The organism is Micromonospora sp. NPDC000207 (assembly GCF_040300925.1).
Classification (GTDB): Bacteria; Actinomycetota; Actinomycetes; order Mycobacteriales; family Micromonosporaceae; genus Micromonospora.
On record NZ_JBEPEQ010000089.1, the window covers coordinates 1 to 25,466 of the forward strand.

Here is a 25,466-nt window from a genome sequence, read left to right on the forward strand (position 1 = left end):
CGCCGACCGGGGTGGCCGAGGCGGGGCGGACGACCACCGGCGAGGCGATGGCGGTGCCGTGGCCCACCACCGGCGTAGCGATGGCGGTGCCGTGACCCGTCGTCGACGCGGAACCGGGTCGGCCGGGGCGGACGGCGACAGGTGCCCCGCCAGTGGCCACCGGGACGGTCGCCACGTCGGCCGGGCGGTGCCGCCACAACCAGGTGACGTCCCGGCCGAACGACTCGACGAGCAGCGCCAGGGCCACCACGACCACCCCGACCGAGGCGACGGCGGGCAGCACCTGTGCCGCCGCGACCGCCAGGGCCACCCCCTGCACCGCGGCGACCACCTTGCGCCACCTCCGGGGCGGCAACGAGCCGCGCATCCAGGGCAGCACCCAGCTCGCGGCGACGAAGACGTACCGCATCAGGCCGATGGCCAGGACCCAACCCCCGACCGGGGGGACCAGGTACACGCTGAGCACCAGGATGAGGAAGGCGTCGACCTCCATGTCGAACCGCGCTCCCAGGGCGCTGCTCGTCCCGGTGCGCCGGGCCACCTGACCGTCCACCGCGTCCATGGCCAACGCCACCCCGGCCAGCCCGACGAGCAACGCCACCGGGGCCGGGGCGGGGTCCACCACCAGGGCGGTGACCCCGCCGACCAGGATCGCCCGACTCAGCGTCACCCGATCGGCCGGTCCGAGCCGGTCCGCTGCGCTGCGTCGCAGGCCGTTGCTGAGAGTGAGGCAGAGGACGACGCCGTACCCGACGCCGGCAGCCCATCCGGCCGCCGAGAGGCCGACTGTCGAGGCGAGCCCCGCCAGCAGGAGGACCTGCGCGATCAGTCCGACAACCGGACCCGTTCGAACCGTTGGCACCGTTCCTCCGTGGCTATGATCGGAAACTCGCTGACAGGGAACACGGGAAATTCGCCCCAACAGTTCGCCGTGGATGCAGATCACCTACCCCCGGTCGCGATCGGGTACACGACGCAAGGAGAAGTGAGGATGCCGAGAGAGGCGTACGCCTTCTGGTTACGCTCACCCGGTGCGGGCGAGATCCGGACGGTGTCGGTGCCCGATCCCGGCCCGGACGAGGTGCTGGTCCGCACCCTGCACACCGGACTGAGCCGGGGCACCGAGACCCTCGTCTTCACCGGCCGGGTCCCCACCGACCAGTACGCCTCCATGCGCGCCCCGTTCCAGGAGGGGGACTTCCCCGCCCCGGTCAAGTACGGCTACCTCAACGTCGGCGTCGTCGAGGCCGGCCCCGACGACCTCGTCGGGCGGACCGTCTTCTGCCTGTACCCGCACCAGAGTGCGTACGTCGTCCCCGTCGACGCGGTGACCCGCGTACCGGACGGGGTGCCCGCCTCGCGGGCGGTGCTGGCCGGGACGGTGGAGACCGCCGTCAACGCCCTCTGGGACGCTCCGCCGCTGGTCGGCGACCGGGTCACGGTGATCGGTGCCGGGATGGTCGGCAGCTGTGTGGCCGCCCTGCTCGCCCGCTTCCCCGGCGTCGACGTGCAGCTCGTCGACGTCGACCCGGGTCGGGCCGGGATCGCCGCCGCCCTGGGGGTGGGGTTCGCCCACCCGCAGGACGCGGCCACCGGCCGGGACCTGGTGGTGCACGCCAGCGCCAGCGGGCAGGGGCTGCAACGTGGCCTCGACCTGCTCGCGCCGGAGGGCACCCTCCTGGAGATGAGCTGGTACGGCGACCGGCCGGTGACTGTCGAGCTGGGCGGTGCCTTCCACTCCCGACGGTTGACGGTGCGCAGCAGCCAGGTCGGTATGGTGTCCCCGGCCCGCCGCAGCAGCCGCCGCTACGCCGACCGCCTCGCCCTGGCCCTGGACCTCCTCGCCGACCCGGTGTTCGACACGCTGATCACCGGCCGGTCGCCCTTCGCGGAGCTGCCCCGGGTGCTCGACGACGTGTCCGCCGGGCGGTTGTCGGCGCTCTGCCATGTGATCGACTACGACGGAGAGTGAGACCATGTTCAGCGTCACCGTTCGGGACCACATCATGATCGCCCACAGTTTCCGGGGCGAGGTGTTCGGCCCGGCCCAGCGGCTGCACGGTGCCACCTTCGTGGTGGACGCCACCCTCCGGCGGGCCGAGCTCGACGCCGACGGGATCGTCGCCGACATCGGCCTCGTCACCGACGAGTTGAAGGCGGTCCTGGCGCAGCTCAACTACCGCAACCTCGACGACGAGCCCGACTTCGAGGGGCAGAACACCACCACCGAGGTCCTGGCCCGCACCATCGCCGACCGGCTCGCCGACCGGGCGAAGGCGGGTGCCCTGGGCGAGTCCGCCCGTACCCTGGCCGGTATCACTGTCACCCTGCACGAGTCGCACGTGGCCTGGTGCAGCTACGAGCGGTCGCTGTAACAGCATGCGACCCGAGCTGCCCGGTGTGGGCTCGACAGCCGCCGGGCAGCTCGCCGGGCCGGTGGTGGACGTGGTGCTGCCGAACGACATCGACGACCCGGCCACCCCCAGCGGGGGCAACCACTACGACCGCCGGGTCCTCGACGGTCTCGCCGACGCAGGCTGGACGGTCCGCGAGCATCCCGTCGCCGGGGCGTGGCCGCACCCGGACGACCGGGCCCGCTCCGAGCTGGCCCGGGTCCTGGACGGCGTCCCGGACGGCGGGGTGGTCCTCGCCGACGGTCTGGTCGCCTCGGCGGTGCCCGACGTCCTCGCTCCGCACGTCGACCGGGTCCGCCTGGTCGTGCTGGTCCACATGGCGATGGACGACCCGGCCGAGGCCCGCGCTCTCGCCGGGGCCGCCGCCGTGGTCACCACCAGCGAGTGGACCCGCCGCCTACTGCTCGACAGGTACGCCCTGCCCGCCGGTCGGGTGACAGTGGCCGTACCGGGGGTGGACCCCGTCGACCCGTCCCCGGCCACGTCTCCGTCCCCGGCCACGGCTCCGACTCCGACTCCGAGCCCGGGTACCGGGACCGGCGGTGGGCTGCTCTGCGTCGCGGCCCTGACTCCGCTCAAGGGGCACGACGTGCTGGTGGACGCCCTGGCCACCCTTGTCGACAGGGACTGGACCTGCACCCTTGTCGGTTCACCGACCGTCGCCCCGGAGACCGCCGCCCGGCTCGACGCCCGGGTCCGCGCGTACGACCTCGACGAACGGGTACGCCGGGTCGGCCCGCTCACCGGCGCCCGGCTGGCCGCCGCGTACTCCCGGGCGGACCTGCTGGTGCTGGCCTCACGGTCCGAGACGTACGGGATGGTGGTCGCCGAGGCGCTCGCCCACGGGGTGCCGGTGGTGGCGACCACCGTCGGTGGGGTTCCCGAGGCGGTGGGGCGGACCCCGGACGGCGTCGTCCCCGGACTGCTGGTGCCCCCGGACGACCCGGCGGCGCTGGCCGACGCGTTGCGGCGCTGGCTCGACGACGGCGACCTGCGCGACGAGCTGCGTGCCGCCGCGCGGGCCCGCCGCGACACCCTTCCCGGCTGGCCGAGCACGTCGGCCCGCCTCGCACAGGTCCTGAAAGGGGCGACCGCATGATCGACGAGCTGACCTTCGCGGACTGGCTGCGGCTGCGGGAGGACGCCGACGCGGCGGCCCGCGCCGTGGAACTGGTCGACCCGGTGCGCCGTCGGTTGACCGGCCCCGGCCCGCACGTCATCCACGACCTGGGCACCGGCACCGGGTCGATGGGCAGGTGGCTCGCCCCGCAGCTGCCCGGGCCGCAACACTGGGTCATGTACGACCGCGACGACGACCTGCTGGCTCGGGCGACGGCGGGGATGGCGGCGGTAGCCGCCGTCGACGGGGGTGCGGTGACCGCCGAGACCCGCCGTACCGACATCACCCGGTTGACCCCCGCCGACCTTTCCGGGGCCGCCCTGGTCACCGCCTCGGCGCTGCTGGACATGCTCACCGAGGCCGAGGCGCGGCGGATGGTCGACTCCTGCGCGGGGGCCGGGTGTCCGGCCCTGTTCATGGTCTCGGTGGTCGGTCGGGTCCGGTTCGCCCCGGCCGACCCGCTCGACGCCGAGTTCACCGAGGCCTTCAACGCCCACCAGCGGCGCACCACCGAGGGGCGGGCCCTGCTCGGCCCGGACGCGGTGGAGGCGGTGGTGGACGCCTTCGGTCGGCACGGGGTGCCCGTCCAGGTCCGGTCGAGCCCGTGGCGGCTCGGTTCCGAGGACTCCGCGCTGGCGCTGCACTGGCTCGCCGGGTGGCTGGAGGCGGCCGTGGAGACCCGTCCTGAGCTGGCCGAAGCAGCGGTCGGATACGCTCGTCGTCGGCGGAGCGAGGCGGCCGAGGGTCGACTGCACGTCGAGGTCGACCACACCGACCTGCTCGCCGGCTGCGGGTGAGCCCGGCTCGACCGGGCGACTGGTGAACCTTTCGGGGGCGGGCTGCGTACCTCCCGGCAGCAGATGATGATCTTCGGGAGGTCCGGGTGGGAAGCGGTGCCGACGCCGAGACGTCCTCCCGGGGGCCCCTGCTGCGCACGCTCGCCGGGGTGGCCCTGATCGGCGTGCTGCTCTGGCAGGTCGGCACCGGCCCGGTCCTGGACGGGCTCCGGATGATCGACGGCCCGGCCCTGGCGGCGGCGCTCGGGATCGGCGTCCTGACCACGGTCTGCGGGGCGTGGCGGTGGAGCCTGGTCGCCGGGGGACTCGGGGTACGGCTGCCGTTGGGCACCGCCGTGGCGCACTGCTACCGGGCGGTCTTCCTCAACTGCACACTTCCCGGCGGGGTCCTCGGCGACGTACACCGGGCCGTCCGGCACGGCCGGGACGTCGGCGACGTCGGTCGGGGCGTCCGGTCGGTGGTCTGGGAACGGCTCGCCGGCCAGGTGATCCAGGTCGGGGTGGCCCTGGTCCTGCTCTGCGCCCTGCCCTCCCCGGTGCAGCGCTACCTGCCGTTCGTGGCCGCCGTGACGGTGGCCGGGGGCGTCGCGGTGGTGCTGTCGGCCCGACTCCTGCCCCGCTCCGGGCCGTCGCGGTGGGCCCGGACGGTCCGGGGGGCCGCCGCCGACATCCGGCACGGCCTGCTCGCCGGGCGGGTCTGGGCGGGTGTCCTGCTGGCCACCGTGGTGGCCTTCGCCGGCCACCTGGCCACCTTCCTGCTCGCCGCCCGGGTGGTCGGTGCCGACGCCCCGCTGTCCCGGCTGCTCCCGCTGACCCTGCTGGCCCTGATGGCGATGATCCTGCCGTTGAACGTCGCCGGATTCGGCCCGCGCGAAGGGGTGGCGGCCTGGGCGTTCGCCGCCGCCGGGCTGACCGCAGCCCAGGGTGTGAGCACCGCCATGGTGTACGGGGCACTGGTACTCGCGGCCAGCCTCCCGGGTGCGTTCGTGCTGATCGTTCGACGTATTCGGGTACCCGCTCCCGGGCGGGAAAGCGTCGTGGGTGGTTGAGTGTCCGTACACCGGTACGAACGTGTCGGCGCGGTCCGGCAACGTCTGACGGAGGAACGCATGTACGAAGCACTGCCTGTCGCAACGATCCGGACCCAGGTCACGGTGCCGCTGGAGTTCCCCGACGGGTACGCCACCACCGCCCGGGTGTTCACCTTCACCGGGCTGGTCGACGGTCGGGAGCACCTGGCGCTCGGGCTGGGGGAGTGGGAGTCCGCAGTCGAGCGGCAGCCGGACGGCTCCGTCGTCCTGGTCCGCCCGCACAGCGAGTGCCTGACCGGGGACGTGTTCGGCAGCCAGCGGTGTGACTGCGGCCCCCAACTGCGGGAGGCGGTCGAGCGGATCGCCGAGGCCGGTGGGTTCCTGCTCTACCTGCGTCAGGAGGGCCGGGGCATCGGCCTGTACGCCAAACTCGACGCGTACGCGTTGCAGGACGCCGGGCTGGACACCTACGAGGCGAACGTGGCACTGGGGCACGGGGAGGACGAGCGCGACTACACGGTGGCCGCGCAGATGCTGGCCGCCGTCGGGGCGTCCCGGATCGCCCTGCTCACCAACAACCCGGACAAGGCCGAGCAGCTCGACCGGCTCGGCGCCGAGGTGGCCCGGGTCGAGCCGACCGGGGTGTTCCTCTCCCCGGCGAACGCCGGCTACCTGGCGGCGAAGGCCAGCCGGGCGCGCACCGCCGATCTGCCGTTCGTGGGGTGACTGTGACCCGACGACCGTACGTGCTGCTCAGCTGTGCCGCTTCGATCGACGGGTACATCGACGACGCCACCGAGGAACGGCTGCTGCTGTCGAACGCCGAGGACCTGGACCGGGTCGACGCGGTACGGGCCGACTGCGACGCGATCCTGGTCGGCGCGCAGACGGTTCGCCGTGACGACCCCCGGCTGCTGGTGCGTTCGCCGCGCCGCCGCCGGGACCGGGTCGCCCGGGGGTTGCCCGAGTCACCGGCGAAGGTGACGGTGACAGGTGGGGGTGACCTCGACCCGCAGGCCCGCTTCTTCACCACCGGGGAGACCGAGCGGATCGTCTACTGCGCCTCGCAGGCGGTGGCCAAGGCCCGGGAACGTCTCGGCGACCGGGCCACGGTGGTCGACGGCGGCGAGCCCGTCGACCTGGAACGGGCCCTGGTGGACCTGGCCGGACGGGGGGTCCGCCGATTGATGGTCGAGGGCGGGGGAGGGGTGCACGCGCAGTTCCTGCGTGCCGGGCTCGCCGACGAACTGCACCTGGTGGTGGCCCCCTTCTTCGTCGGGGACCGGCAGGCTCCCCGCTTCGTCGGCGAGGGTCGGTTCCCCTGGCACTCCGGGCGGCGGGCCCGGGTGGCCGAGGTCCGACAACTGGGGGACGTGGTGCTGACCCGGTACGCCCTCTCGGAGCGCTTCGGCGAGCCCCGGGAACCCGAGTCGATCAGGTGACCCTGGGTGACTTCGTCTGGCCACTGTCGGCCCGTTCGTACCCGTGTTACCGTCTCGACGCCTACTAATTGTGCAGGCAGCCCCGATGACGTGGCATTCCGACAGCTTCGTCACGGAACGTGAGTGAAACGGGGTGTCCGGGGGATCGCGCAGGCATCTGTACGGATTGCTGACCGATTCGGCAGAGGGTGTAGCCTGAGGCACCCCGATGCTCCTGGAGACGGTGTACGGCGGTCGACGCGGCCACCTCGCGGGTGGCCACCCGCAAACTGATACGGAGGATGCCGGGAACGTGGCTGCGCCTGGTAGCGAATACAGTCGCCGGCCCTGCGTCTACTTCGCCGCCGACGCCGGTGCGCGCCGTCCGGAGTTGGTCGGCGGGGAGTTCGCCTGCATGAACGAACTCGCCGACGAGGTGCCCCTGCCGACGTCGTTCTGTCTGACCGCGCTCTCCCCGGACGACCTGCTCCCCGCCGAGACCGACGACCTTCGCCGGGTGCTCGCCGGGGCGTACGCCCGGTTGCAGGCGATCACCGGGCAGCCCGACCCACGCCTGGTGGTGCGGCGCTCCACCGGCGGTCCGCTGCCGCAGCCGAGCACCGCGCCCAGCTTCCTCGACGTGGCCGGGCTGAACCGGCTCACCGACGCCGTCCACGAGGTCCTGCGCTGGCCGGCACCGACCCGGGTGCTGGACCCCCGGCTGCCCCCGGCGGCGCTGGGCGGGCGGGGCCGGTCCGGGGTCCTGGTGCAGGTGCTGGTCCCGGCCGAGGTGACCGCCCAGGTCGGCCCGTCCGCCCCCGGGGCCGGCACCCGGCGGGGGACCGACCCGGTGCCCTCGGGGCGGCCGGACCCCGACCCGTTGATCGGCGTACGCGCCGCCTGGGGGCTGGGGGAGGGGCTGCACGACGAGGAGACCCCCGCCGACACGTACCTGTTCACCGAGAACCTGCGGCTGCTGCAACAGCGCATCGCCAAGAAGGACTGGATGACGGTGCTCGCCGAGGGTGCGGTCATGAGCGTCCAGGTGCCGGCCCGGCTGCGCCTGGTCACCTGCCTCGACGAGGAGCAGGCCCGCCGGGTCAGCAGCCTCTACCTGCACGTACGGCAGCGGCTGCGGCGCGACGTGCGGATGAGCGTGGCGTCACTGGCCGGGGACCTGGTTCCGGTCGCCTGCGCACCAGTGTCCTGACCGTCGCACCGCCTCCGCCGACGGGTTGACCTCAACTGCGGTTGAGATCGCAGGCTGGGGGCAGGACGGCACCCGTCGTCCCGACCGGTGCCCCCGTTCCGGGTGAGCCGCCGGTGCGACAGACGTGACACCGAGGAGTCCGACCCCATGCCGCAGCTCGACCCGCAGGTCCTCTGGCTCTCTCCGGGACAGGTGGCGCGCCGCGCCGGGGTTGCCGTCTCGGCCCTGCACTACTACGAGCGGGTCGGACTGATCCGCAGCCGCCGGACCAGCACCAACCACCGCGAGTACCGACGCGACACCCTGCGGGTCATCGCGTTCATCCGGACCGCCCAGCGGCTCGGGGTCCCCCTGCGGCAGGTCAAGGAGGCCCTCGACCAGTTCCCGGACGGTGAGGTCGCCACGACCCGGGACTGGGCCCGGATCTCCGAGCAGTGGCGCGACGAGCTGACCGGGCGGATCGAGGAACTCATCGCCCTGCGGGACCGGTTCGCCGCCTGCATCGGCTGTGGATGTCTCTCCCTGACCTCCTGCCCGTACTCCAACCCGGACGACGTCCTGGGCCTGCAGGGCGCCGGCCCGATCCGCTTCCCCCGACCCGGCGGCGGCAGGTCCGAGGTGGTCGACGCCGACTGCGGTACGGGGCGGGAGACCTGCGACCCGGAGGCCGGGCATGATGTACCCCATGGCCGGTGACCGCAGGACAGTCGTCGACCCCGCGCGCAGCCTGGCGCTGCTCTGGCGGACCCGGGAGCCGGTCAGCCGGGGCGCACGCCCACCGTTGAGCGTCGACCGGATCGTCCGGCAGGGCATCGACATCGCCGACGCCGAGGGGCTCGACGCGGTGACGATGCGTCGGGTCGGTGAGGCGCTCGGCGTGGGCACCATGTCGGTCTACACCTATGTGCCGGGCAAGACCGAACTGGTCAACGTGATGATCGACACCGTGTACGCGGAGACCGCCCGCCCCGCCGACCTCACCGGATGGCGGGTCCGTCTGGAGCAGATCGCCCGGGAGAACTGGGCGTTGTACCGGCGGCACCCGTGGCTGCTGCGGGCCGAGACCGCCCGCCCGGTCCTCGGCCCCCACCTGCTGGCCAAGTACGACTACGAGCTGACCGCCGTCGACGCGATCGGCCTCACCGACGTCGAGATGGACGGGGTCCTCACCCTCCTGCTCGGCCACGTCCGCAGCGCCGCCCGGGCGGCGGTGGACCAGTCCGAACTGGAGCGGGAGACCGGGTTGACCGAGGGGCAGTGGTGGCAGGCGCACGCCCCCTGGCTGGAGCTGTTCGCCGCCGGGGGCGGCTATCCGACAGCGGCCCGGGTCGGCACCGCAGCCGGGCAGGCGTACGGTGCGGCCTACAGTCCCGAACACGCCTTCGAGTTCGGTCTGCACCGGGTCCTCGACGGCATCGCCGTGGTGGTCGCCGACCGACCGGGCGGGCACGAACGACACGAGAGTGACAGATGACCACCAGCACCACGACGCAGGGCTCCCGGGTCGCCGACTGGCGGCCCGCCCGCCGGTTCCCGGAGACCTACCCGGGGGCCTGCCCGCCGGGGCACTACCTCCTCGCCGGTGACCGGGTCCTGCCGGTGACGAGCACCGCAGACGGTGGGTACGCCGTCGGCGACGAACCGCTCGACGCCCTCCTCGCCGGGCGGGGCCTGCCGACCCTGGCGCAGCGGTACGCAGTGCTCGCCTACGGCGCCAACCGGAACCCGGGCACCCTGCACCTGAAGTTCACCCACTACCGGTACGCCACCCCGCCCGGGGGCAGTGTCGTTCCCGTCCTGCGGGCGTCCCTCGCCGACGCCGACGTGGTCGCCGGCGGCATCCACGGGCAGGGATACCTCTACGGTGAGCTGCTGCTGCACGCTCCGGCCACCCGGGGCACCCGACTCGACGTGCACGTCCTGTTCCTCGACGCCGACCAGCTGCGGGTGATGCACGACAGCGAGGGGGTGCGCGACGGCACGTACGCGGTGGGTCGGATCCCCGGCGTCCACGTCGCCGGACTCGCCGATCCCATCGCCCCCCTGGGCTACGTGGCGAGCCTGCCGGTCTGGTCGTCCCCGGCGCTCGGCGCCCCACTGGCCTTCGCCGGGGTCCGGTGCCGGGACCGGCGTCTGCCCGCGATGACCACCCCGCAGATGCTGGCCCACGTGCTGCACCAGTGCGGGCTGCGCGACGAGGTCCGCGCGGCGACCGCCCTGGCCGACGACGACCACCTGGCCGACGAGCTGATCAAGTTCCTCAACGGCCAGTGGTGGTACACCTTCCACACCGGAGCCGCCCCGATCCCGGGCTACCGCCGGGTGATCGACGCGCTACGGGCGGCGATGCGCCGCGACGTCGTCGTCACCGGCACCCGGGAACGCCTCGCCGACCTCGGGCTGCTGCTCGACACCGAGCAGGCATACCGCCCGGACCCTCGGCACACCCTGCTCGCCCTCACCGGGTGAGCCTCTTTCCCTCAGCGTTCTGCTCACCACGAGCCGCCGTCCACCGCCCGGCCACCCCCGCCGGTGGCCGGTGGCCGGTGGTCGGGTGGCCGGCTGGACCAGGGTCGTCGGAGCCCGGACGGGTCAGCCGGGACGGCCCGGTCCCGGGTAGGGTGACCGTCCCCATTCCCCGACCGGGCAGGTGCCGTGGAACCCTTCATCCGTCCCTACGCCCCGACCGACCTGGACGCGGTCTACGACATCTGCGTACGCACCGCCGCCGACGGCGGGGACGCCCGGGGGACCTACTCCACCGACCTCCTGATGGGCGACCTGTACGCGGCCCCCTACGTGACCCTCGAACCGGAGCACGCGTACGTCCTCGACGACGGGACCGGACGCGCCGTGGGGTACGTCCTCGGCACCGCGGACACCCCCACGTTCGTCCGCCGCTACCGCGACGAGTGGATCCCCCGGGTGGCGCACCGGTATCCGGTCCCGACCCGCCCACCGGCCACCCCGGAGGAGGCCACCGTCGACAGTCACCACCACCCGGAGCGGATGGTGGTGCCGGCGCTCGCCGACCACCCGGCGCACCTGCACATCGACCTGCTGCCCCGGTGGCAGGGGCAGGGGCACGGTCGACGGCTGATGGCCCGGTTCCTGACCGGGCTGCACGCCGTCGGCGTACCGTCGGTCTATCTGGCGATGTCGGCCACCAACCTCGGTGCCCGCCGGTTCTACGAGCGGCTGGGTTTCACCGAGGCGGTGGTCCCCGACCCCGGGCCCCTGGTCTACCTGACCCGCCCGACCACCCCACCCTGCTGACACGGACCGTGGTCACGGCCCACCCTGCTGACACGGGCCGTCCCCACCGCCCAGCCTGCTGCGGCGAAGCCGCCCGTGTCCCTGCCCTGGTCAGGCGGGCCGGGTCGGTCAGCCGACGGCGGTGGCGGAGGGCTCGGCGCTGCCGCCCTGCGGGGCGGTACCCGCCATCAGCCTGACGATCTCGGCCTGGTCGGCCGCCGACGGCATTCCCCACTCCGGACGGTAGCCGTACACCTCCCGCAGCGGGGTGGACGAGGTCCGCCCGTCGAGGATCTCCACCGAGTCGGTGCCGATCAGGCCGGGGTGTTCCACCCCGCACGCCTCGGCCACCTTGATCAGGTCCCGGCGCAGGGTCCGCAGGTAGTTCGCCGCCCGTACCGCCTTCGACGCCGGGTCGAGTCCTCGGGCCAGCCACCGGTTCTGGGTGGCCACCCCGGTCGGGCAGGAGTCGGCGTGACACTGTTGGGCCTGGATGCACCCGATGGCCAGCATCGCCTCCCGCCCCACCGACACCATGTCGCAGCCGAGCGCGAAGGCCATCACCGCGTTCTCGGGCAGGCCGAGCTTGCCGGAGCCGACGAAGACCACGTCGGAGTGCAGCTCCCGCTCGGCGAAGGTCCGGTAGACCCGGGTGAACCCCTGCTGGAACGGCAGCGAGACCGCGTCGGTGAAGATCAGCGGGGCGGCTCCGGTGCCACCCTCCCCGCCGTCGACGGCGACGAAGTCCACGCCCCGGTCGGTGTCGCGCATCAGGTCGGCGAGTTCGGTCCAGAAGCTAATGTCACCGACGGCCGACTTGATCCCCACCGGCAGTCCGGTCTCGGCGGCGAGCAGCTCCACCCAGTCCAGGAGGCTGTCGCAGTCGGAGAACTCGGCGTGCCGGGACGGGCTGACGCAGTCCTGCCCGACGGGGATTCCCCGGGCCGCCGCGATCTCCGCCGACACCTTCGACCCCGGCAGCAGCCCACCGAGGCTGGGCTTCGCCCCCTGACTGAGCTTGATCTCCAACGCCCGTACCGGAGCCTCGGCGACGAGGTCCCTGAGGCGGCCCAGGTCGAACCGCCCCCGCTCGTCGCGGCACCCGAAGTACGCGGTGCCCAGCTGGAAGATCAACTCCCCGCCCCGCCGGTGGTACGGCGACAACCCGCCCTCACCGGTGTTGTGCAGGCACCCGGCCAGCGCCGCCCCCTCGTTGAGCGCGGCCACCGCCGGACCGGAGAGCGACCCGAAACTCATCCCGGCGATGTTCACCACCGACTCGGGCCGGAAGGCGTGTGTCCGGCCCCGAGCCGCCCCGAGCACCTTCGCGCTGGGCAACAGCACGTCCTGCCCCGCCGACGGAACCGACGGCGGGACCGGCCGACCGAACGTCCGATGCATGATCACCGGGTACCCGGCGGTGTGCTCGACGTCGTTGTCGGTACCGAAACCGAAGTAGTTGTTCTCCTGTTTCGCCGAGGCGTACACCCAGCGGCGCTGGTCCCGGGTGAAGGGTCGTTCCTCGTCGTTGCCGGCGACGATGTACTGGCGCAGCTCCGGCCCGATCGACTCCAACAGGTACCGGGCCCGACCGATCAGTGGATAGTTGCGCAGCAGGGCATGGTCACGCTGGAGCAGGTCCCGGGCGGCGAGGGCCGCGAGCGCGGCGACGGCGGCTGGTACGGCACGGTTTACCCACTTCATGCCCGCCATCCTGACGGGAATCCCGCCGACCTGCACGGCCGGGGGTGCCGGGCATCGACAACGGTACGGCTGGAATGTCGTACCCGTGTTGCACCATCGACGCATGGTTGCCACCGCTCTACCCCACGACGACGGTCAGCCACGCGCCCTCCCGCTGCGGGAGGCTCGCACCCGGCTGACCCAGATCGTCGCCATGGCCGAGTTGACCGACACCGTCACCATCGTCACCCGCGACCGGGACACCCGCCCCGTCGCCGCGATCGTGCCCGCCGCCGCAGCCCGCACCCTGGCCCAGGCCCGCGCCGACGCCGACCGGATCGCCGCCGTCACCGCCGGGTGGGCCCGCCGACTCGACGCCGCCCACCAGCAGAGCGCCCGTCGGCACGCCGCCGAGCTGCGTGCGGTCACCGACGCCCTCGCCGCCGCCTGGGCCGAGCTCGACCGCCGCGCCCAGCCCGGCGGCGACCCCGCCCTCGAACGTCTCCGCGCCGCCCACGCCGACCTCCTGACCCACTGACCTCCTCACCTTCCACCCGTTGACCCGCTGCGCGTCTCGTCGGGGCGTCGGAGATCTTGGAAGGATGCGGCCCCTCTGGGGGCCGCCTCGGGAAGGCGAACGCGGAGGCCGCCAGGGCCAGCAGGACGACGAGTCGTCGGGTCGGGTCACCGCCGACCACGACGGTCACCGCCCACCGACCACTCGACGGCTCACCGCCCACCGACCACACGACGGGTCACCGCCCACCGACCACTCGACGGCTCACCGTCCGCCGACCACACGACGGGTCACCGCCCGGCGAGGAAGTCGGCGAGGACCCGGGTGTGGGTGTCGAAGGCCAGCTCCCGGGGTTCGGTGAGCACCAGCCACTCGGTCGCCTCCTCGGTGGGGGCGGACGGGGGCAGTTCGTCGGCGGGGCGCTCCGGCAACGTACCGAAGATCATGATTGTGCCGCCTGCCGGTGCGCCGTGCACAGCGAACAGTTCGGCCTGGGCGGCCGGGGCGACCAGGCCGGTTTCCTCCCGCAGCTCCCGGACCAGCGCGTCGGACCACTCTTCGCCGTACTCGATGAAGCCGCCCGGCAGCGCCAGCTCGCCACGGGCGGGCTCGATGTCCCGGCGGACCACCACCACCCCCAGCCCGGTGTCGGTCCGCACCGGCAGGACGGCGACGGCGACCGGCAGGGGGTTGCGCCACACGGTTTCGCCGCAGCCCGTGCAGTTGCGGGGCCAACCGGCCGACTCCGGGTAGCCGGTGCCGCAGAAGGAGCAGTGCGAGAAGGGTACGGCGCTCACGTGGCAGCACGTTACCCGCTCGACCGCCCGACAGCGCCGCCCACAGGCCCCTCAAGCCGCGCCCCCGCCCCGGCCAAAGGGCCCCCGGGCCGTGCGATTGCCTCGCCCAAGGGCCCCCGGGCCGTGCGATTGCCTCGCCCAAGGGGCCCCCGGGCCGTGCGATTGCCTCGCTTAAAGGGCCCCCGGGCCGTGCGATTGCCTCGCTTAAAGGGCCCCCGGGCTGCGCCCTCGCCCCGCCCAAGGGGCCCCCGGGCCGCGCGCGATCGCCAGGCCCACAGGATTGCGGCCGAGGTGGCGCACCAGTGCGTACGGTCAGGCCGGGGTGGTGCCGGTGTAGAACGCGGTGGTCCGGTCGGCTGCCGCCCGCGCCTGCTCCGGGTCGGTTCCGTCGGCCACGGCGGCGGCGTACCAGCGCTCGCTGGCCAGGGTCATGAACTGCCGACCCTCCTCGGTGCCCGCCCAGAGCGCCCCCTCGGCCGGGTCCATTCCGGCACCCGAGGCCAGGTGCAGGGCCAGCCCGAGCAGGGCGCTGTCCCACCCGACGCCCGCCGCGCCCGGGCCGTACTCCTTCCACCGTTCGTCGTCGACGTGGGCGATGTGCGCCAACTCGAACCGGGTGCCCCCGGCGGGGTCTTCTCCGATCCGTACCTCGATCCAGCTCGTCTCGCCGCCGAACTCCCAGGTGGCGGTGAAGCCCTTCGGCGGGTCGCACTCCTCGACGGTGCCGCCCGCGTTGCCCTCCAGCTGGTATCGCCCGTGTAGCCGCAGGTCACCGCTGATCGGCAGGAACCACCGGGGGATCCGCTCGGGGTTGGTGCAGGCGTCCCAGACGTCTTCCACGGACGCGTCGTACGTCTGACTGATGGTGGTCACCCGGGCCTTCCCGGCGGGCAGCGTACGGGTGCCGACCTGGCGTTGCACGGCGTCGATCTGGTGGTTCACGTCGATCATCGGTCACTCCTCGGTGGCGGTGGCGGTGGGGTGGTCGTCGGTCGGTGGGTGCAGTCGGCGTTCCCGTCTGCCCCGGGCCAGCTCGGTGGCGAGGGCGTGCAGGGGAGGGGTCCAGAATCGACGGAAGGTGTCGAGCCAGGCGTCGACCTCCCGCAGCGGCTGCGGATCCACCGCGTAGAGCCGTCGGGTGCCCTGTGGGCGTACGGTGGCGAATCCGTTGTCCCGCAGCACCCGCAGATGCTGGGAGACCGCAGGTTGGGAGATCCCGAACTCCGTCCCGATCACCCCGCAGACGTCCCCCGCACACTTCTCCCCCTCCGCCAGCAGCTCCAGGATCCGTCGCCGAACCGGATCCCCCAGCACATCGAACGCATGCACCCCCACTGTCTATCACCCCCCTCTTATATAAGCCAACCCTACCCCGCCCACCCCGCCGCTGCCCCCACGGTCCTCATGATCGACTGCTGAAAAGCTTCGCGACACGCCGATGACTGTGTCGGTTCGTGCTCAACGATCATGCCCTCTACCACAGCCTCGCCGACCACCCCTCGTTTTCCACAACCCACCCGCTGTCCACAGCCACACAGCCAACGGGTTGCCGGAAACTGCCCCACCCCTCCACCATCCCCTCGTGAACCCTGCCCTCGACGCCCTCCTGGCCCACCACGGTGGTCTGATCACGCGGGCCGTAGCACTCCAGGTCGTCCCCGCCCGGGTCCTGGAAGGCGCGTGTCGCCGAGGTGACCTGCTACGGGTGCTCCCCACCGTCTACGTCGACCCGACCCGGGTTCCGCTCGCGCCCCATCCGCTCCCCGAAGCTCGGGGCGCCGCCCGGTCCCCGCTGCTCCGGGCGTCCGGCGAGCCGAGGCGCGTCCGGTCCGATCTGCTCACCCGCCTCCCGGTGCCGACCGCATGGCAGGCCGCCCTCGACTACGCCGACCACCCGCCCGTCAACCGCACCTCCCCGGTGTACGCCGACCACCCGCCCGTCAACCGCACCTCCCCGGTGTACGCCGACCACCCGCCCGCCACCCGCACCAATCTCGTGTACGCCGACCACCCGCCCGCCACCCGCACCTCCCCGGGATGCGTCGCCGGTGGTGCGGCCCTCGGCAACCGCACCGCCCTCGCGGTGTGGGGCCTGCGTCGGCAACCACCCGGCGAACCCCTGCACCTGGAGGTCCCGCCTGGCCGCGGCCTGCGCACCCGCCCCGGACTGGTCGTGCACCGTCGAGGGAGTCTGGCCGGACAGGTGGTGACCAGGCGGGGCGTGTCAGTCGTCCGACTGGAACGGGCGCTCGTCGACTCGTGGCCCCTCCTTGCCGCGCTCGACCGGCGTGACCCCCTGATCAGGGCGGTCAACGACGGGTTGACCACCCCTGACCGGGTGGCTGCGGCGCTGGCCGGGGCACCCCGCCTCATCGGCCGGGCCGAGCTGCGTACCCTGCTCGACAGGTTGCGCGCGGGCTGCCGGAGCCCGCTGGAGATCTGGGGACACGACAGGGTGTTCGTCGGCCCCGGAATGCCCCCGCTACGCCGTCAGTTCCCGGTCCGCCTCGGCGCACGGACCGTCTACCTCGATGCCTACGCCGAGGCGGAACGGGTCGACTTCGAACTCGACGGGGCCACCACCCACGGTGACCCCCGGCAACGGGAGGTCGACCTGCGCCGCGACGCCCTGCTGGCCACCCGGGGGATCCTGGTGGTCCGGTTCGCCCACCGCCGCCTCGTTCACGAACCCGACGAGGTACGCCGGGAGGCCCTCGCCATCCTCGCCACCCGTCGCCGTGGGGCCTGACCTGCGGTCGGGCCCGCCGGTGCCCGACCCCGGTCGGCTCGCCGCCTTCGCTGCGGCGATGCGGCTCGTCGGTGATGCGGCTCGTCCCGCGATGCGGCTCGTCCGGTGATGCGGCTCGTCCGGTGATGCGGCTCGTCCGGTGATGCGGCTCGTCCCGCGATGCGGTTCGTCCGGTGATGCGGCTCGTCCCGCGATGCGGTTCGTCCGGCGATGCGGTTCGGTCTGGGCGGATGCGGTTCGTTCTGGACAAGCGCGGTTCGCTCCGGCGGGGTCGAGGAGGCTGGTGGGAACGGATCGGCCACCCGGCACGTCGGAGGGGTATGACGAACCTTTCCGGCGTACGCGCCGCCGCTGTCCTGCCGCTGTTTCTGCTGGCCCTCGCCGCCTGCGCCGCCGAACCCGGCGACACCTCAGGCGACGCGCGCGAGGGCGGCCCGCCGTCGTACGGGGCGGACGAGGTGGTGCTGCGCATCGACCAGGAGGGCGGGTTCGTCATGCCGACGGCGCTCGTCACCCGACTGCCCAACGTCAGCGTGTACGGCGACGGCCGGATCGTCACCGAGGGACCGGTGGTTGCGAAGTACCCCGGCCCGGCTCTGCCGAACGTGCAGGTGACCACTGTCGACGCCGAGAAGGTGACCCGCCTGGTCGAGCAGGCCCGGGAAGCCGGTGTCGGGACCGCCGCCGACCTGGGGGCCCCGCCGGTCGCTGACGTCCCGTCGACCCGGTTCACCGTTCGGGGGGCGACCGGGGTCGAGGAGACCGAGGTCCAGGCCCTCGACGTGGACTCGGGGTTGACCGCCGACCAGGTGGCGGCCCGGGAGAAGCTGCGTACCTTCGCCCAGTCGTTGATCGACACCGGTCAGGCGGCCGGGACCGGTGGCACGAAGGCGTACCAGCCGACCGCAGTCGCCGCCGTCGTCACGCCGTGGACGGCCGACGAGGCGGCGGGCGAGCAGCCGAAGGTGGCCTGGCCCGGCCCGAAGCTGCCCGGTGCCCCGCTGGCCCCCGGCGTCGACCTGAGCTGCGTGACTGTCACCGGCGACCAGGTCCGGCCGCTGCTCGACGCCGCCGGGAAGGCCAACGCTGCCACCCCGTGGACCTCGGGCGGAAAGTCGTGGACCGTCGCCCTGCGTCCGCTGCTGCCCGACGAGACCGACTGCGCCGACCTCGCCGCAGCCCGCTGATCCGACCACCGTCCCTCGGTACGGGACCGGGTGACCCACTCACGCTGCGTCACCCGGTCGAGTCGTCACTGTGGTGCCCTCAGCGGGAGGCCCTTGTCACGGCGACTTTTTCGGCGTCGGCTGAACTTCGGCGGTCGCTCCTGCGATGTATGGGGTGTCGACCTCCGTCCCGCAGGAGCACCACATGGATCCGAACAACCCCTGGCAGTCGAACGTACCGAGCTTCTCCTTCACCGACTACGACCCTCAGGAGACGAACTTCTACGCCGCCATGCAGTCTCCTCAACCTGGGTTCTCGTCGCAGCGTGAGCTTTCGTTCCATGATCAGGTCAAGGGTGTGGTGAGCACGTTCGACGGGGGCATGGACGTGTTGCCCCCCGGCGTCGAGACCGCCGTCGGGAAGCTCAAGAACCGCTTGGACGTCAGCGAGCATCCGACGCGTCCGTATCGGGACAAGAAGACGGGGCAGGAGGTCATGATTGAGGTGAGTCTCAGGACCAGGGACCGTCAGAACTACTATTACCTCAACGAAATGCAGAAGGCACTCGCAGCCGGCAGGTGTGCGAACACGGCCCTCTACGTCGCAGTCTCGGGGGCGATGGAAAGGTTCAACACGAACCGAGACCGAAGAAGTCCGAGGGGTGTGGCCACAGCGGAGCAGTTGCTGAATTCCGGGACGTCGGGTCAGCAGCCAGGCGGATATCTGCCGTACCGGCCGCCGGGTGGGCATTCGGCGGGTTCCTCCGGTGGTCAGCAACACACCCGGTGACGGTCAGCGAGCGGTCGGACCGGCGTAGGACGTGACCCTTCGGGGTGCCTGCCGACGCTCGGTCGACCTGCCGGGCTCGGGTGGAGGCGGGGCGGGACGAAGACCGGCGAGCCGGACGAAGAGCTCTCGTTTGACTGTGGCGTCGCCGCGTCTGCCGATGACGTACCCGGTCATCCAGACCCACCCCTGGTAGGTCGCGATCGGAGACGGAGACGACCCGGAAGGTGAGGGCGCGGGCCCCGGCGAACTGCACCGAGGCGAGCTCGTCGACGACGAGCAGGTCACCGGGGTGGGGGCGGCCGTCGGTTCGCCCCCGGGGTCGGGGAAGGGTCACCACCGGCCCCGGTTGGGCGGGGTGAACTCCTCCGGTGGCCGACACTCCCGGGCGTGCATCGTCTGCCAGTCCCGCAGGGCCCGCCGAAGCCGTTCGTTCTCCTGACCGAGCAGCCGCATCTCCTCCTGGAGAGAGGTCAGCTCGTCGGCCAACCGGGCCTGGAACCGGCGTACCTCGGCGGGGTCGACGCCCCGCCACCGGGGCTCGAACTGCTGGTAGCGCACCTCACGTGGGGTCATCCGGGCGGGTCGGCCGGTCCCGAGGGGCTGGCCGGAGCGGTACACCTGAGCCACGACGGTCCTTTCCGAAGACACGATGGAACGCGGGACGTGATGGAACGCGGGACGTGATGCGGTCCGGGGTGGAAGGGCGGGCCGTCCACAGGGGCGGCCTGCGGACGACCCGCCCGCTCGGCCGTCGCAGCTTCGATCAGCGGTACGACAGCAGAGCAGCCCTGACGGTCGGGGCGGGCACACTACGCCCACCCCGACCAGAGGGGTGTGAGTCGAACCCGTTGCCACGCGAGGACGACTCTCCGTCAACACTAACGGCTTAAACGTGTATGTCAACCACTCGGTGTTGTCGTCTGTGGGCGTTTCGTGATCGAATCGGCGTGCCACGCGAGGAGCGCCATGCCTACGACACCTGACTACATCCGTATCGCCGACGACATCGTTGCCGGAGTGCACGCCAAGAGACTCAAGCCGGGGGACAAGTTGCCCTCGATTGCACAGATGGCCCTGGACAACGCAGTGGGCACGACCACGATTCAGATGGTCTACGTTCGGCTGGAGGCGTTGCGGGTGATTCGGCGGCACCAGGGTAAAGGGGTATTCGTGAACGACCCTCGGCTGTGGATGCGCGAACCCTGACTGCTCACGGGCGGCCCTTCGGTCGATCAGCCCCCGATGGGGGCGGGTCGGACGGGGGTGCTCATCGGGAGTGGGGTTGGGTGCTGCCCGGCACCCCGTCGGGGCGGTGGGCAGAACGGTGTGCCGGGTGGGCGTACCCGGGATCCGGGCTGGTGGACGAGGGACCGGGGGAGGGCGCGGGACTCGTCCGGAGGCTGAGTCGGGCGGCGGCGGAGACACTCATCCCCGATGTCGTGCCGTTCGTGGTGCCCGATGACGGTGGTGGCGGGGCGGACTGGGTTCCCCGAACCGCCCTTCGGCGGGGGCGGGGCTCGTCGGTCCTGGGGCGGGTCTTCCTGACCCGTACCCCCGATGTGTGTTTTCTGGCGTCTCTTTCGAGTTGATAGAAGCCGGGGCGGATCTCGTGGTCTGTTTCGAATCGCTTGAGGATCCCGGCGCTGATGCGGCTGCCGACCAGCCGTCTCTCGCCCTTGTCGACGAGGTGTTCCGTGATGATCGCGAGAGTCGGGCGAAGCGTGGGGATCCGATATCCTTCCTGGTCGCGAGGGGCGAGGGCGAGAGCCTGGCGAAAGTCCTGGTAATCGGGTCCGGTGGGCGACTGCTGGGCGATCCCGATCACGTCCCCGTGTGCGTTCCGCCGGATCTTGTAGGTTCCCGGACGGATCCGGTGTTCAGGGCAAACCTCGAAGGCCCGTACGTCGTCGGTGTGGATCCGCTCGGGTCTCCGATTCTCCCGGTCGGTCGTGGTGAGCCATTCGCTGATGGTCCTGATGGTCACCTCGGACGTGGGTGTTCGGTGCCCGGTCTCGTCGAGCGCTCGAAGCCTGCTCAGGAAGATCCGGTAGGAGTCTTCGGGGACCGGGCGGAGTGAGATCCCGACGGCTGCTCCGGTCTTCTTGCCGGATCGCTTGTACTCGACCATGAACTTCCCCCGGCGGAGGCCCTTCGCGTCCTCGTAGGACAGGAGATCCTGCGGGGTGATCTTGCTCGGAGAGTGGTACTGCCGTCCCGATGACGGGTCTTTGAGCCAGTGACTGACATCCTCCCGAGTGGGGATCGGCCCGGAGCTGTCCGGGCCCCCGGTCTCCTGACGGTGCTCCTCGATCGGCAGCGGGGGATAGTCCAGGATCGAGTCCGGGAACCCTGCGGATTGCGGGACTCGATTCTCCTGCTCGTCGAGGGCCTGTGAATATCCTGACGGGAAATCCGGATACTCGTCGTCCGCCATCAGATAGTCCTGCAGGTAGCTGATCCCGGGCACGTCGAAGTACGCATTGTCGAGGTCTACGGGGTCGATCATTCTACTCCTCGGGGGCTGGTCGGCTCTGCCCGGACGGTCTTCGCAACGACCTTCGTGTCGTCCGGACGGCCGCTTCGGCAGCGTGGGTCCGTCGGGGTCCGGCGGGGTGGTCATCGTCCCTACGGAAGGCCGCATCACCCGGTTCACCTGCGAAGACAGGTTCACCGACCGCAGCCGCCCGCACACCGGGGAAGCCGACCCGGAGGTGATCGTTGGTGGTTGACCTACCACCGGCGCGGCGTGTCGAGTAGGTCAACCACCAACGATCACGTCGTCGACAGCGGCTTCGGCGGGTCGGCGGGTGGTGGTGCCGGGGAGGGCAGCGCAGCGCAGGGACGGCTATTTTGGATCTTCGTGTCCGGGCCGGACGGGGAGAGCGATGGTCAACGACGTACGGGCAGGTCTTCCGCAGTGGCGTGGGTGGGTGGAGACCGACCTCGACGACCTACGCGCTGAGGTCACCGGGTGGGCGACGTCCACAGCGATGCGGGATCTGGTGGAGTGCTTCGGACAGAGGTGGCCGTCCGGGGACGGGGACGGGGACGGGGACGTCGACGTGGTGCTGGCCGGCCTGGAGGAGATCTCGGCTCGACACTGGGACTTCCGGGGTGGCCGGGAACGGGCTGCGGCCGTACCCGGGGAGTTCTCCGACGGGGTGGCCGACCGGGTGTGGGCGGCGGCCGACGCGCTCGGGTTGCGGGGCCGCAACCTTCCCGACGGGAGCGCCTACGACCACGTCCTGATTCACGGTGGGCTGCTGCGCGGCTGCCTGGCGCGGGCCGGTCACGCGGCTGACCTCCTCGACGGGACCGTCGAGGCGGGCGAGGTCTGCGGGCTGGGCAGCTTCCGTCCGACGACCGAGCCGGAACTGGCGATGGCGGCCGAGGCGGGGCTGGGGCAGCCGGCCGACGAGTTCGACGCCATGGACGTCGCCCTCCGGGCGACCCTCCCCGGTGCCCTCCCCGACACCGACTCCCCGACGACTGACGGCACCGACTCCCCGACGACTGTCGGCGTCGGCTCCCCGACTACGGGAGCCGACGGGGTGCCCGCCTCCCACCGGGTCCGGGAGTACCGGACGGCGGGCGGTCGACGGGTCCGGGTCCTGGCGGCACCCTCCTCCGACCCGGGGCGTCGGGCGAACACCGCCGACACCTGCACCTTCTGGGCGGACGCTGTGGGTCGACCCGCCCCGGGGCAGCGGGTCCTCCTGGTCACCACGGAACACTACGTACCCTTCCAGCACGCCGACGCGATCAGGGTCCTCGGGATCCCGTACGGCTGCGCGGTGGAGACCGTCGGCGTCGACCCGACCGCCGCTGTGCACGGTCTACCCGGTCAGCCCCTCACCACCGGCCAGTACCTCCAGGAGATCCGGTCGGCCATCCGATCCCTGCGCCACCTCACCGGGGCCCTTCGACCGGCCGGCTGAATCGGTCGAAGGGCGTCGAAGTCGGCAGATCAGGCGCAGGGTGATCCTCCGACACCTATGGTCCGCCTGACCAGGCACGCCCGACAAGGAGCGCCAGGTCTCGGAGCGCGGGTCGGACGGACACTCCTGACCGTCGAGGAGGGAGCCCGGCACCCGGCCGGTGTCACAGTTGCTCGGGGGCCTCGTCGTCCGGTCGCGCCGGAGCCGTCGACACCTCGACCCGGGTGTCGTGGAAGGTGGGGGCACCCCCGAGGTCGGTGTCCCGGACGGCGGTCACCGAGTTGACGGTGTTCCCACCCGGGCTCAGCCGCGCCCAGTACGCCTTGTGGGTGAACGCCACCCCCGGTCGGGTCCGGTCGTCGACCACCACGTCGGCCAGGAAGGAACCCCTGTCGTTGTGCACCCGGACCGGTTCGCCGTCGGTGAGGCCCCGGGCTGCCGCGTCGTCGGGGTGCAGGTGCAGCCGGGGCGGGCCGACCCGGGCGGTGTGCCACTGCTGCCCGGCGAAGGTCGAGTTGAGCAGGTAGCGGCTGGCCACCGAGAGCAGGACCAGGGGGAACCGGCGGGCGAGGACCGGGTCGGCGGCCTCGGCCGGTGGGGTGTAGCCGATCACCGGGTCGACGCCGTGCCGGTCCAGCTCCGGGTCGACCAGCCGGGCCCGACCGTCAGGGGTCGGGAAACCGCCGTCCGCGTACGGTGCGGCACCGACCGGGACCCCGCTGCCCCGGACGTACGTGTGTTCCCGCAGGTCGTCGAGGGTGACCGGGGTGCCGTCGAGTAGTTGTCGGACGAGGTCGGTGTCGGAGTCGCGCATCCGGGGGTGGTCCAGCCCGAGGGCGGCGGCGATCCGGCGGAAGATCTCCGCGTTGGGCAGCGCCTGGCCGGGAGCCTCGACAGCCGGGACGTTCAGGGTGGTGTAGTGGTGCCCGTAGGAGGAGTGCAGGTCGAGGTGTTCGGGCTGCATGGTGGCGGGCAGGACCACGTCGGCCCAGTCGCAGGTGTCGGTCCACCGCTGTTCCAGGACGGCGGTGAACAGGTCGGCCCGACCCAGACCCGCCCGCAGTCGTTGCTGGTCGGGGGCGGTGGCGGCCGGGTTGGCGTTGAACACCACGAGGGCGGTCACCGGGGGGTCGGCCTCTCCGGTGAGGGCGGCGGCGATCCGGCTCATGTTGATCGTCCGGGCCGCCGGCGTCGGCAGGTCGGGCGGGAACGCGACGGCGTCCTCGTCGATCGGGTGGTGCCCGGAGGTCATGCAGAGCGAACCGCCGCCCGGGTACCGGAAGTCCCCGGTGACCAGGGAGAGGGCGGCGACCGCCCGGATCGCCTGACCGGCGCCGTGGTGGCGTTGCAGCCCCAGACCGATCCGGACGGCGGTGGGTCGGGTGGTGGCGATCCGGTCGCCGAGTCGGCGGACCACGTCGGGGTCGAGGCCGCACTCGACGGCGGCCCGCTCCACCGGCCACTCGGCCAGCCGCGCCGCCGTCTGCTGCCACCCGACGGTGTGCGCCGCGAGCCAGTCCTCGTCGGTGGCGTCGACGTCGACCAGGTGCCGCATCAACCCCAGGGCCAGTGCGGCGTCGGTGCCGGGCAGGGGCGCCAGGTGCTCGTCGCACCGGACGGCCGTGTCGGTACGCAGTGGGTCGATCGCCACCACGTACGCGCCCCGCTCCCGGGCCTGCTGCACGAACGGCCAGTGGTGCAGGTTGGTGGAGACCATGTTGGCCCCCCAGAGCAGGATCAGCCCGGCCTCGACGATCGACTCGGGCTCGAACCCGACCCGGTCGCCCAGCAGTGACCCGAGGGCGGCCGAGGCGGCCCCGGTGCAGATGGTGGTCTGGAGGCGGGACGCCCCGAGGTGGGCGAAGAGCCGTGGACCCATGGTGGCCCCCTGGACGTGGCCCATGGTGCCGGCGAAGTAGTAGGGCAGGACCGTCTCGGCACCGAACCGGTCGATGGCGGCCCGCAGCCCGGCGGCGACCCGGTCGGTCGCCTCATCCCAGCTCACCGCCGTGTACGCGGACCGGCCGACGCCCTTGGGGCCGACCCGGACCAGCGGGGTGGTGAGCCGGTCGGGTCCGTTGAGGACGTCGAGGTACCGGTTGACCTTCCCGCAGAGCGCCCCCCGGGTGAAGGGGTGGTCCCGGTCGCCGCGCAGTCCGACAGCCCGGCCGTCCTCCACCGTCAGCTGCCAGGTGCAGGTGTCCGGGCAGTCCAGGGGGCAGGCACCGAGGTGGGTGGTCCGGGGCATGTGCGGATCGTAGCGGCTCGTACGCGGACGGATCGCCCCCGATCTGTCGCACAACCGTCTCAGAAGTGTCGCAGAACGTGTCTCAATCAGCGGTGGGGAGGTGGCGGTAGACGGTGGCCCGGGAGACCCCGAGGTGGGTGGCGATCGCGTCCACCGAGTGGGTGCCGTCGGCGTACATCCGGCGGGCCCTGGTGACCTGCTCCGGGCTCATCGCCCGGGGGCGTCCGGCCCGCCGGGGGCCACCCCCCCCCCCCCCCCCCCCCCCCCCCCCCCAACCCCCCCCCCCCCCCCCCCCGGCCGCCCCCCCCGGGACCCCGGGCCCCCCCCCCC

The 25,466-nt window shown here is 72.5% G+C and carries 26 protein-coding genes and 1 pseudogene; 18 read left to right on the plus strand and 9 right to left on the minus strand.

The window, feature by feature from the left end; genetic code table 11:
• Positions 1-862: CDP-alcohol phosphatidyltransferase family protein (locus ABT336_RS20400; RefSeq protein WP_350898207.1), on the minus strand; the 862-nt coding region annotated here is incomplete at its 3' end.
• Positions 863-991: 129 nt separating this feature from the next.
• On the opposite strand from ABT336_RS20400, the gene ABT336_RS20405 reads away from it, so the two are divergent.
• The 12 genes and pseudogenes from ABT336_RS20405 to ABT336_RS20460 all read left to right on the plus strand — a co-directional run bounded on the left by ABT336_RS20405 (position 992) and on the right by ABT336_RS20460 (position 11,269).
• Entirely contained in the window at positions 992-1,972 is a 981-nt protein-coding gene (locus ABT336_RS20405; protein ID WP_350898208.1) for a zinc-dependent alcohol dehydrogenase, read from the plus strand.
• A gap of 4 nt (positions 1,973-1,976) precedes the next feature.
• The gene (locus ABT336_RS20410) at positions 1,977-2,375 is read left to right on the plus strand and encodes a 6-pyruvoyl trahydropterin synthase family protein (protein ID WP_350898209.1); all 399 of its coding nucleotides are present in this window, start codon (positions 1,977-1,979) and stop codon (positions 2,373-2,375) included.
• 4 nt (positions 2,376-2,379) lie between these two features.
• A complete protein-coding gene (locus ABT336_RS20415; protein ID WP_350898210.1) occupies positions 2,380-3,513 on the plus strand; it encodes a glycosyltransferase family 4 protein in 1,134 nt (377 codons plus the stop codon).
• Positions 3,510-4,331 (plus strand): SAM-dependent methyltransferase, encoded by an 822-nt coding sequence (locus ABT336_RS20420; RefSeq protein ID WP_350898211.1) that lies wholly within the window; start codon positions 3,510-3,512, stop codon positions 4,329-4,331. Before ABT336_RS20415 ends, ABT336_RS20420 begins: the two co-directional genes overlap by 4 nt.
• A gap of 86 nt (positions 4,332-4,417) precedes the next feature.
• Positions 4,418-5,380: a lysylphosphatidylglycerol synthase transmembrane domain-containing protein gene (locus tag ABT336_RS20425; RefSeq protein ID WP_350898212.1), complete on the plus strand. Its 963-nt coding sequence runs from the start codon at positions 4,418-4,420 to the stop codon at positions 5,378-5,380.
• Between the two features lie 60 nt (positions 5,381-5,440).
• Positions 5,441-6,088, plus strand: coding sequence for a GTP cyclohydrolase II (locus ABT336_RS20430; RefSeq protein WP_350898213.1), 648 nt, complete (start codon positions 5,441-5,443; stop codon positions 6,086-6,088).
• A gap of 2 nt (positions 6,089-6,090) precedes the next feature.
• On the plus strand, positions 6,091-6,804 hold the full coding sequence (locus tag ABT336_RS20435; RefSeq protein ID WP_350898214.1) for a RibD family protein: 714 nt from the start codon (positions 6,091-6,093) through the stop codon (positions 6,802-6,804).
• Between the two features lie 292 nt (positions 6,805-7,096).
• The gene (locus ABT336_RS20440; protein ID WP_350898215.1) at positions 7,097-7,993 is read left to right on the plus strand and encodes a PEP/pyruvate-binding domain-containing protein; all 897 of its coding nucleotides are present in this window, start codon (positions 7,097-7,099) and stop codon (positions 7,991-7,993) included.
• Positions 7,994-8,140: 147 nt separating this feature from the next.
• Positions 8,141-8,572: pseudogene (gene soxR / locus ABT336_RS20445) on the plus strand (redox-sensitive transcriptional activator SoxR); the annotation flags it as partial.
• A 94-nt stretch (positions 8,573-8,666) separates the two neighbouring features.
• Positions 8,667-9,467 (plus strand): TetR/AcrR family transcriptional regulator, encoded by an 801-nt coding sequence (locus tag ABT336_RS20450; protein WP_502891220.1) that lies wholly within the window; start codon positions 8,667-8,669, stop codon positions 9,465-9,467.
• On the plus strand, positions 9,464-10,462 hold the full coding sequence (locus tag ABT336_RS20455) for a hypothetical protein (RefSeq protein WP_350898217.1): 999 nt from the start codon (positions 9,464-9,466) through the stop codon (positions 10,460-10,462). Before ABT336_RS20450 ends, ABT336_RS20455 begins: the two co-directional genes overlap by 4 nt.
• Before the next feature lie 186 nt (positions 10,463-10,648).
• Complete coding sequence (locus ABT336_RS20460) at positions 10,649-11,269, plus strand: GNAT family N-acetyltransferase (protein ID WP_350898218.1); 621 nt, start codon at positions 10,649-10,651, stop codon at positions 11,267-11,269.
• Positions 11,270-11,377: 108 nt separating this feature from the next.
• Here ABT336_RS20460 and ABT336_RS20465 read toward each other — a convergent pair whose 3' ends face one another.
• Positions 11,378-12,952: a glutamate synthase-related protein gene (locus ABT336_RS20465; protein WP_350898219.1), complete on the minus strand. Its 1,575-nt coding sequence runs from the start codon at positions 12,950-12,952 to the stop codon at positions 11,378-11,380.
• Between the two features lie 103 nt (positions 12,953-13,055).
• Here ABT336_RS20465 and ABT336_RS20470 point away from each other — a divergent pair, with 103 nt between their 5' ends.
• Positions 13,056-13,469: a type II toxin-antitoxin system Phd/YefM family antitoxin gene (locus ABT336_RS20470; protein WP_350898220.1), complete on the plus strand. Its 414-nt coding sequence runs from the start codon at positions 13,056-13,058 to the stop codon at positions 13,467-13,469.
• Between the two features lie 269 nt (positions 13,470-13,738).
• On the opposite strand, the gene ABT336_RS20475 is transcribed toward ABT336_RS20470, so the two are convergent.
• The 3 genes from ABT336_RS20475 to ABT336_RS20485 all read right to left on the minus strand — a co-directional run bounded on the left by ABT336_RS20475 (position 13,739) and on the right by ABT336_RS20485 (position 15,574).
• Positions 13,739-14,245, minus strand: coding sequence for an NUDIX domain-containing protein (locus ABT336_RS20475; protein WP_350898221.1), 507 nt, complete (start codon positions 14,243-14,245; stop codon positions 13,739-13,741).
• A 312-nt stretch (positions 14,246-14,557) separates the two neighbouring features.
• Entirely contained in the window at positions 14,558-15,196 is a 639-nt protein-coding gene (locus ABT336_RS20480) for an SRPBCC family protein (RefSeq protein ID WP_350898222.1), read from the minus strand.
• A 3-nt stretch (positions 15,197-15,199) separates the two neighbouring features.
• Entirely contained in the window at positions 15,200-15,574 is a 375-nt protein-coding gene (locus tag ABT336_RS20485) for an ArsR/SmtB family transcription factor (protein ID WP_350898223.1), read from the minus strand.
• 253 nt (positions 15,575-15,827) lie between these two features.
• On the opposite strand from ABT336_RS20485, the gene ABT336_RS20490 reads away from it, so the two are divergent.
• The 3 genes from ABT336_RS20490 (at position 15,828) to ABT336_RS20500 (ending at position 18,950) form a co-directional block, all read left to right on the plus strand.
• Complete coding sequence (locus ABT336_RS20490; protein WP_350898224.1) at positions 15,828-16,994, plus strand: DUF559 domain-containing protein; 1,167 nt, start codon at positions 15,828-15,830, stop codon at positions 16,992-16,994.
• 320 nt (positions 16,995-17,314) lie between these two features.
• Positions 17,315-18,181, plus strand: coding sequence for a hypothetical protein (locus tag ABT336_RS20495; protein WP_350898225.1), 867 nt, complete (start codon positions 17,315-17,317; stop codon positions 18,179-18,181).
• A 184-nt stretch (positions 18,182-18,365) separates the two neighbouring features.
• Positions 18,366-18,950 carry a hypothetical protein gene (locus ABT336_RS20500; protein ID WP_350898226.1) on the plus strand — a complete coding sequence of 195 codons (585 nt, stop codon included), beginning with the start codon at positions 18,366-18,368 and terminating at the stop codon, positions 18,948-18,950.
• Between the two features lie 330 nt (positions 18,951-19,280).
• Here the strand turns inward: ABT336_RS20500 and ABT336_RS20505 are convergent, their stop codons facing one another.
• On the minus strand, positions 19,281-19,577 hold the full coding sequence (locus ABT336_RS20505; RefSeq protein WP_350898227.1) for a DivIVA domain-containing protein: 297 nt from the start codon (positions 19,575-19,577) through the stop codon (positions 19,281-19,283).
• 339 nt (positions 19,578-19,916) lie between these two features.
• Here ABT336_RS20505 and ABT336_RS20510 point away from each other — a divergent pair, with 339 nt between their 5' ends.
• Complete coding sequence (locus ABT336_RS20510; protein WP_350898228.1) at positions 19,917-20,156, plus strand: winged helix-turn-helix domain-containing protein; 240 nt, start codon at positions 19,917-19,919, stop codon at positions 20,154-20,156.
• 61 nt (positions 20,157-20,217) lie between these two features.
• Here ABT336_RS20510 and ABT336_RS20515 read toward each other — a convergent pair whose 3' ends face one another.
• A complete protein-coding gene (locus tag ABT336_RS20515) occupies positions 20,218-21,456 on the minus strand; it encodes a hypothetical protein (RefSeq protein ID WP_350898229.1) in 1,239 nt (412 codons plus the stop codon).
• A gap of 379 nt (positions 21,457-21,835) precedes the next feature.
• Here ABT336_RS20515 and ABT336_RS20520 point away from each other — a divergent pair, with 379 nt between their 5' ends.
• Positions 21,836-22,888 (plus strand): hypothetical protein, encoded by a 1,053-nt coding sequence (locus tag ABT336_RS20520; RefSeq protein WP_350898230.1) that lies wholly within the window; start codon positions 21,836-21,838, stop codon positions 22,886-22,888.
• 163 nt (positions 22,889-23,051) lie between these two features.
• Here the strand turns inward: ABT336_RS20520 and ABT336_RS20525 are convergent, their stop codons facing one another.
• Positions 23,052-25,136 (minus strand): molybdopterin-containing oxidoreductase family protein, encoded by a 2,085-nt coding sequence (locus tag ABT336_RS20525; protein WP_350898231.1) that lies wholly within the window; start codon positions 25,134-25,136, stop codon positions 23,052-23,054.
• Between the two features lie 82 nt (positions 25,137-25,218).
• Positions 25,219-25,466: helix-turn-helix domain-containing protein (locus tag ABT336_RS20530; RefSeq protein WP_350898232.1), on the minus strand; the 248-nt coding region annotated here is incomplete at its 5' end.

Bases quoted from the DNA above. Each gene is read 5' to 3' on its own strand.
- ABT336_RS20515 (WP_350898229.1), bottom strand. From the start codon at position 21,456: ATGATCGACCCCGTAGACCTCGACAATGCGTACTTCGACGTGCCCGGG.
- ABT336_RS20510 (WP_350898228.1), top strand. From the start codon at position 19,917: ATGCCTACGACACCTGACTACATCCGTATCGCCGACGACATCGTTGCC.
- ABT336_RS20465 (WP_350898219.1), bottom strand. From the start codon at position 12,952: ATGAAGTGGGTAAACCGTGCCGTACCAGCCGCCGTCGCCGCGCTCGCG.
- ABT336_RS20405 (WP_350898208.1), top strand. From the start codon at position 992: ATGCCGAGAGAGGCGTACGCCTTCTGGTTACGCTCACCCGGTGCGGGC.
- ABT336_RS20410 (WP_350898209.1), top strand. From the start codon at position 1,977: ATGTTCAGCGTCACCGTTCGGGACCACATCATGATCGCCCACAGTTTC.
- ABT336_RS20420 (WP_350898211.1), top strand. From the start codon at position 3,510: ATGATCGACGAGCTGACCTTCGCGGACTGGCTGCGGCTGCGGGAGGAC.
- ABT336_RS20525 (WP_350898231.1), bottom strand. From the start codon at position 25,136: ATGCCCCGGACCACCCACCTCGGTGCCTGCCCCCTGGACTGCCCGGAC.
- ABT336_RS20500 (WP_350898226.1), top strand. From the start codon at position 18,366: ATGGATCCGAACAACCCCTGGCAGTCGAACGTACCGAGCTTCTCCTTC.
- ABT336_RS20480 (WP_350898222.1), bottom strand. From the start codon at position 15,196: ATGATCGACGTGAACCACCAGATCGACGCCGTGCAACGCCAGGTCGGC.
- ABT336_RS20495 (WP_350898225.1), top strand. From the start codon at position 17,315: ATGACGAACCTTTCCGGCGTACGCGCCGCCGCTGTCCTGCCGCTGTTT.
- ABT336_RS20520 (WP_350898230.1), top strand. From the start codon at position 21,836: ATGGTCAACGACGTACGGGCAGGTCTTCCGCAGTGGCGTGGGTGGGTG.
- ABT336_RS20470 (WP_350898220.1), top strand. From the start codon at position 13,056: ATGGTTGCCACCGCTCTACCCCACGACGACGGTCAGCCACGCGCCCTC.
- ABT336_RS20430 (WP_350898213.1), top strand. From the start codon at position 5,441: ATGTACGAAGCACTGCCTGTCGCAACGATCCGGACCCAGGTCACGGTG.
- ABT336_RS20450 (WP_502891220.1), top strand. From the start codon at position 8,667: ATGATGTACCCCATGGCCGGTGACCGCAGGACAGTCGTCGACCCCGCG.
- ABT336_RS20455 (WP_350898217.1), top strand. From the start codon at position 9,464: ATGACCACCAGCACCACGACGCAGGGCTCCCGGGTCGCCGACTGGCGG.
- ABT336_RS20415 (WP_350898210.1), top strand. From the start codon at position 2,380: ATGCGACCCGAGCTGCCCGGTGTGGGCTCGACAGCCGCCGGGCAGCTC.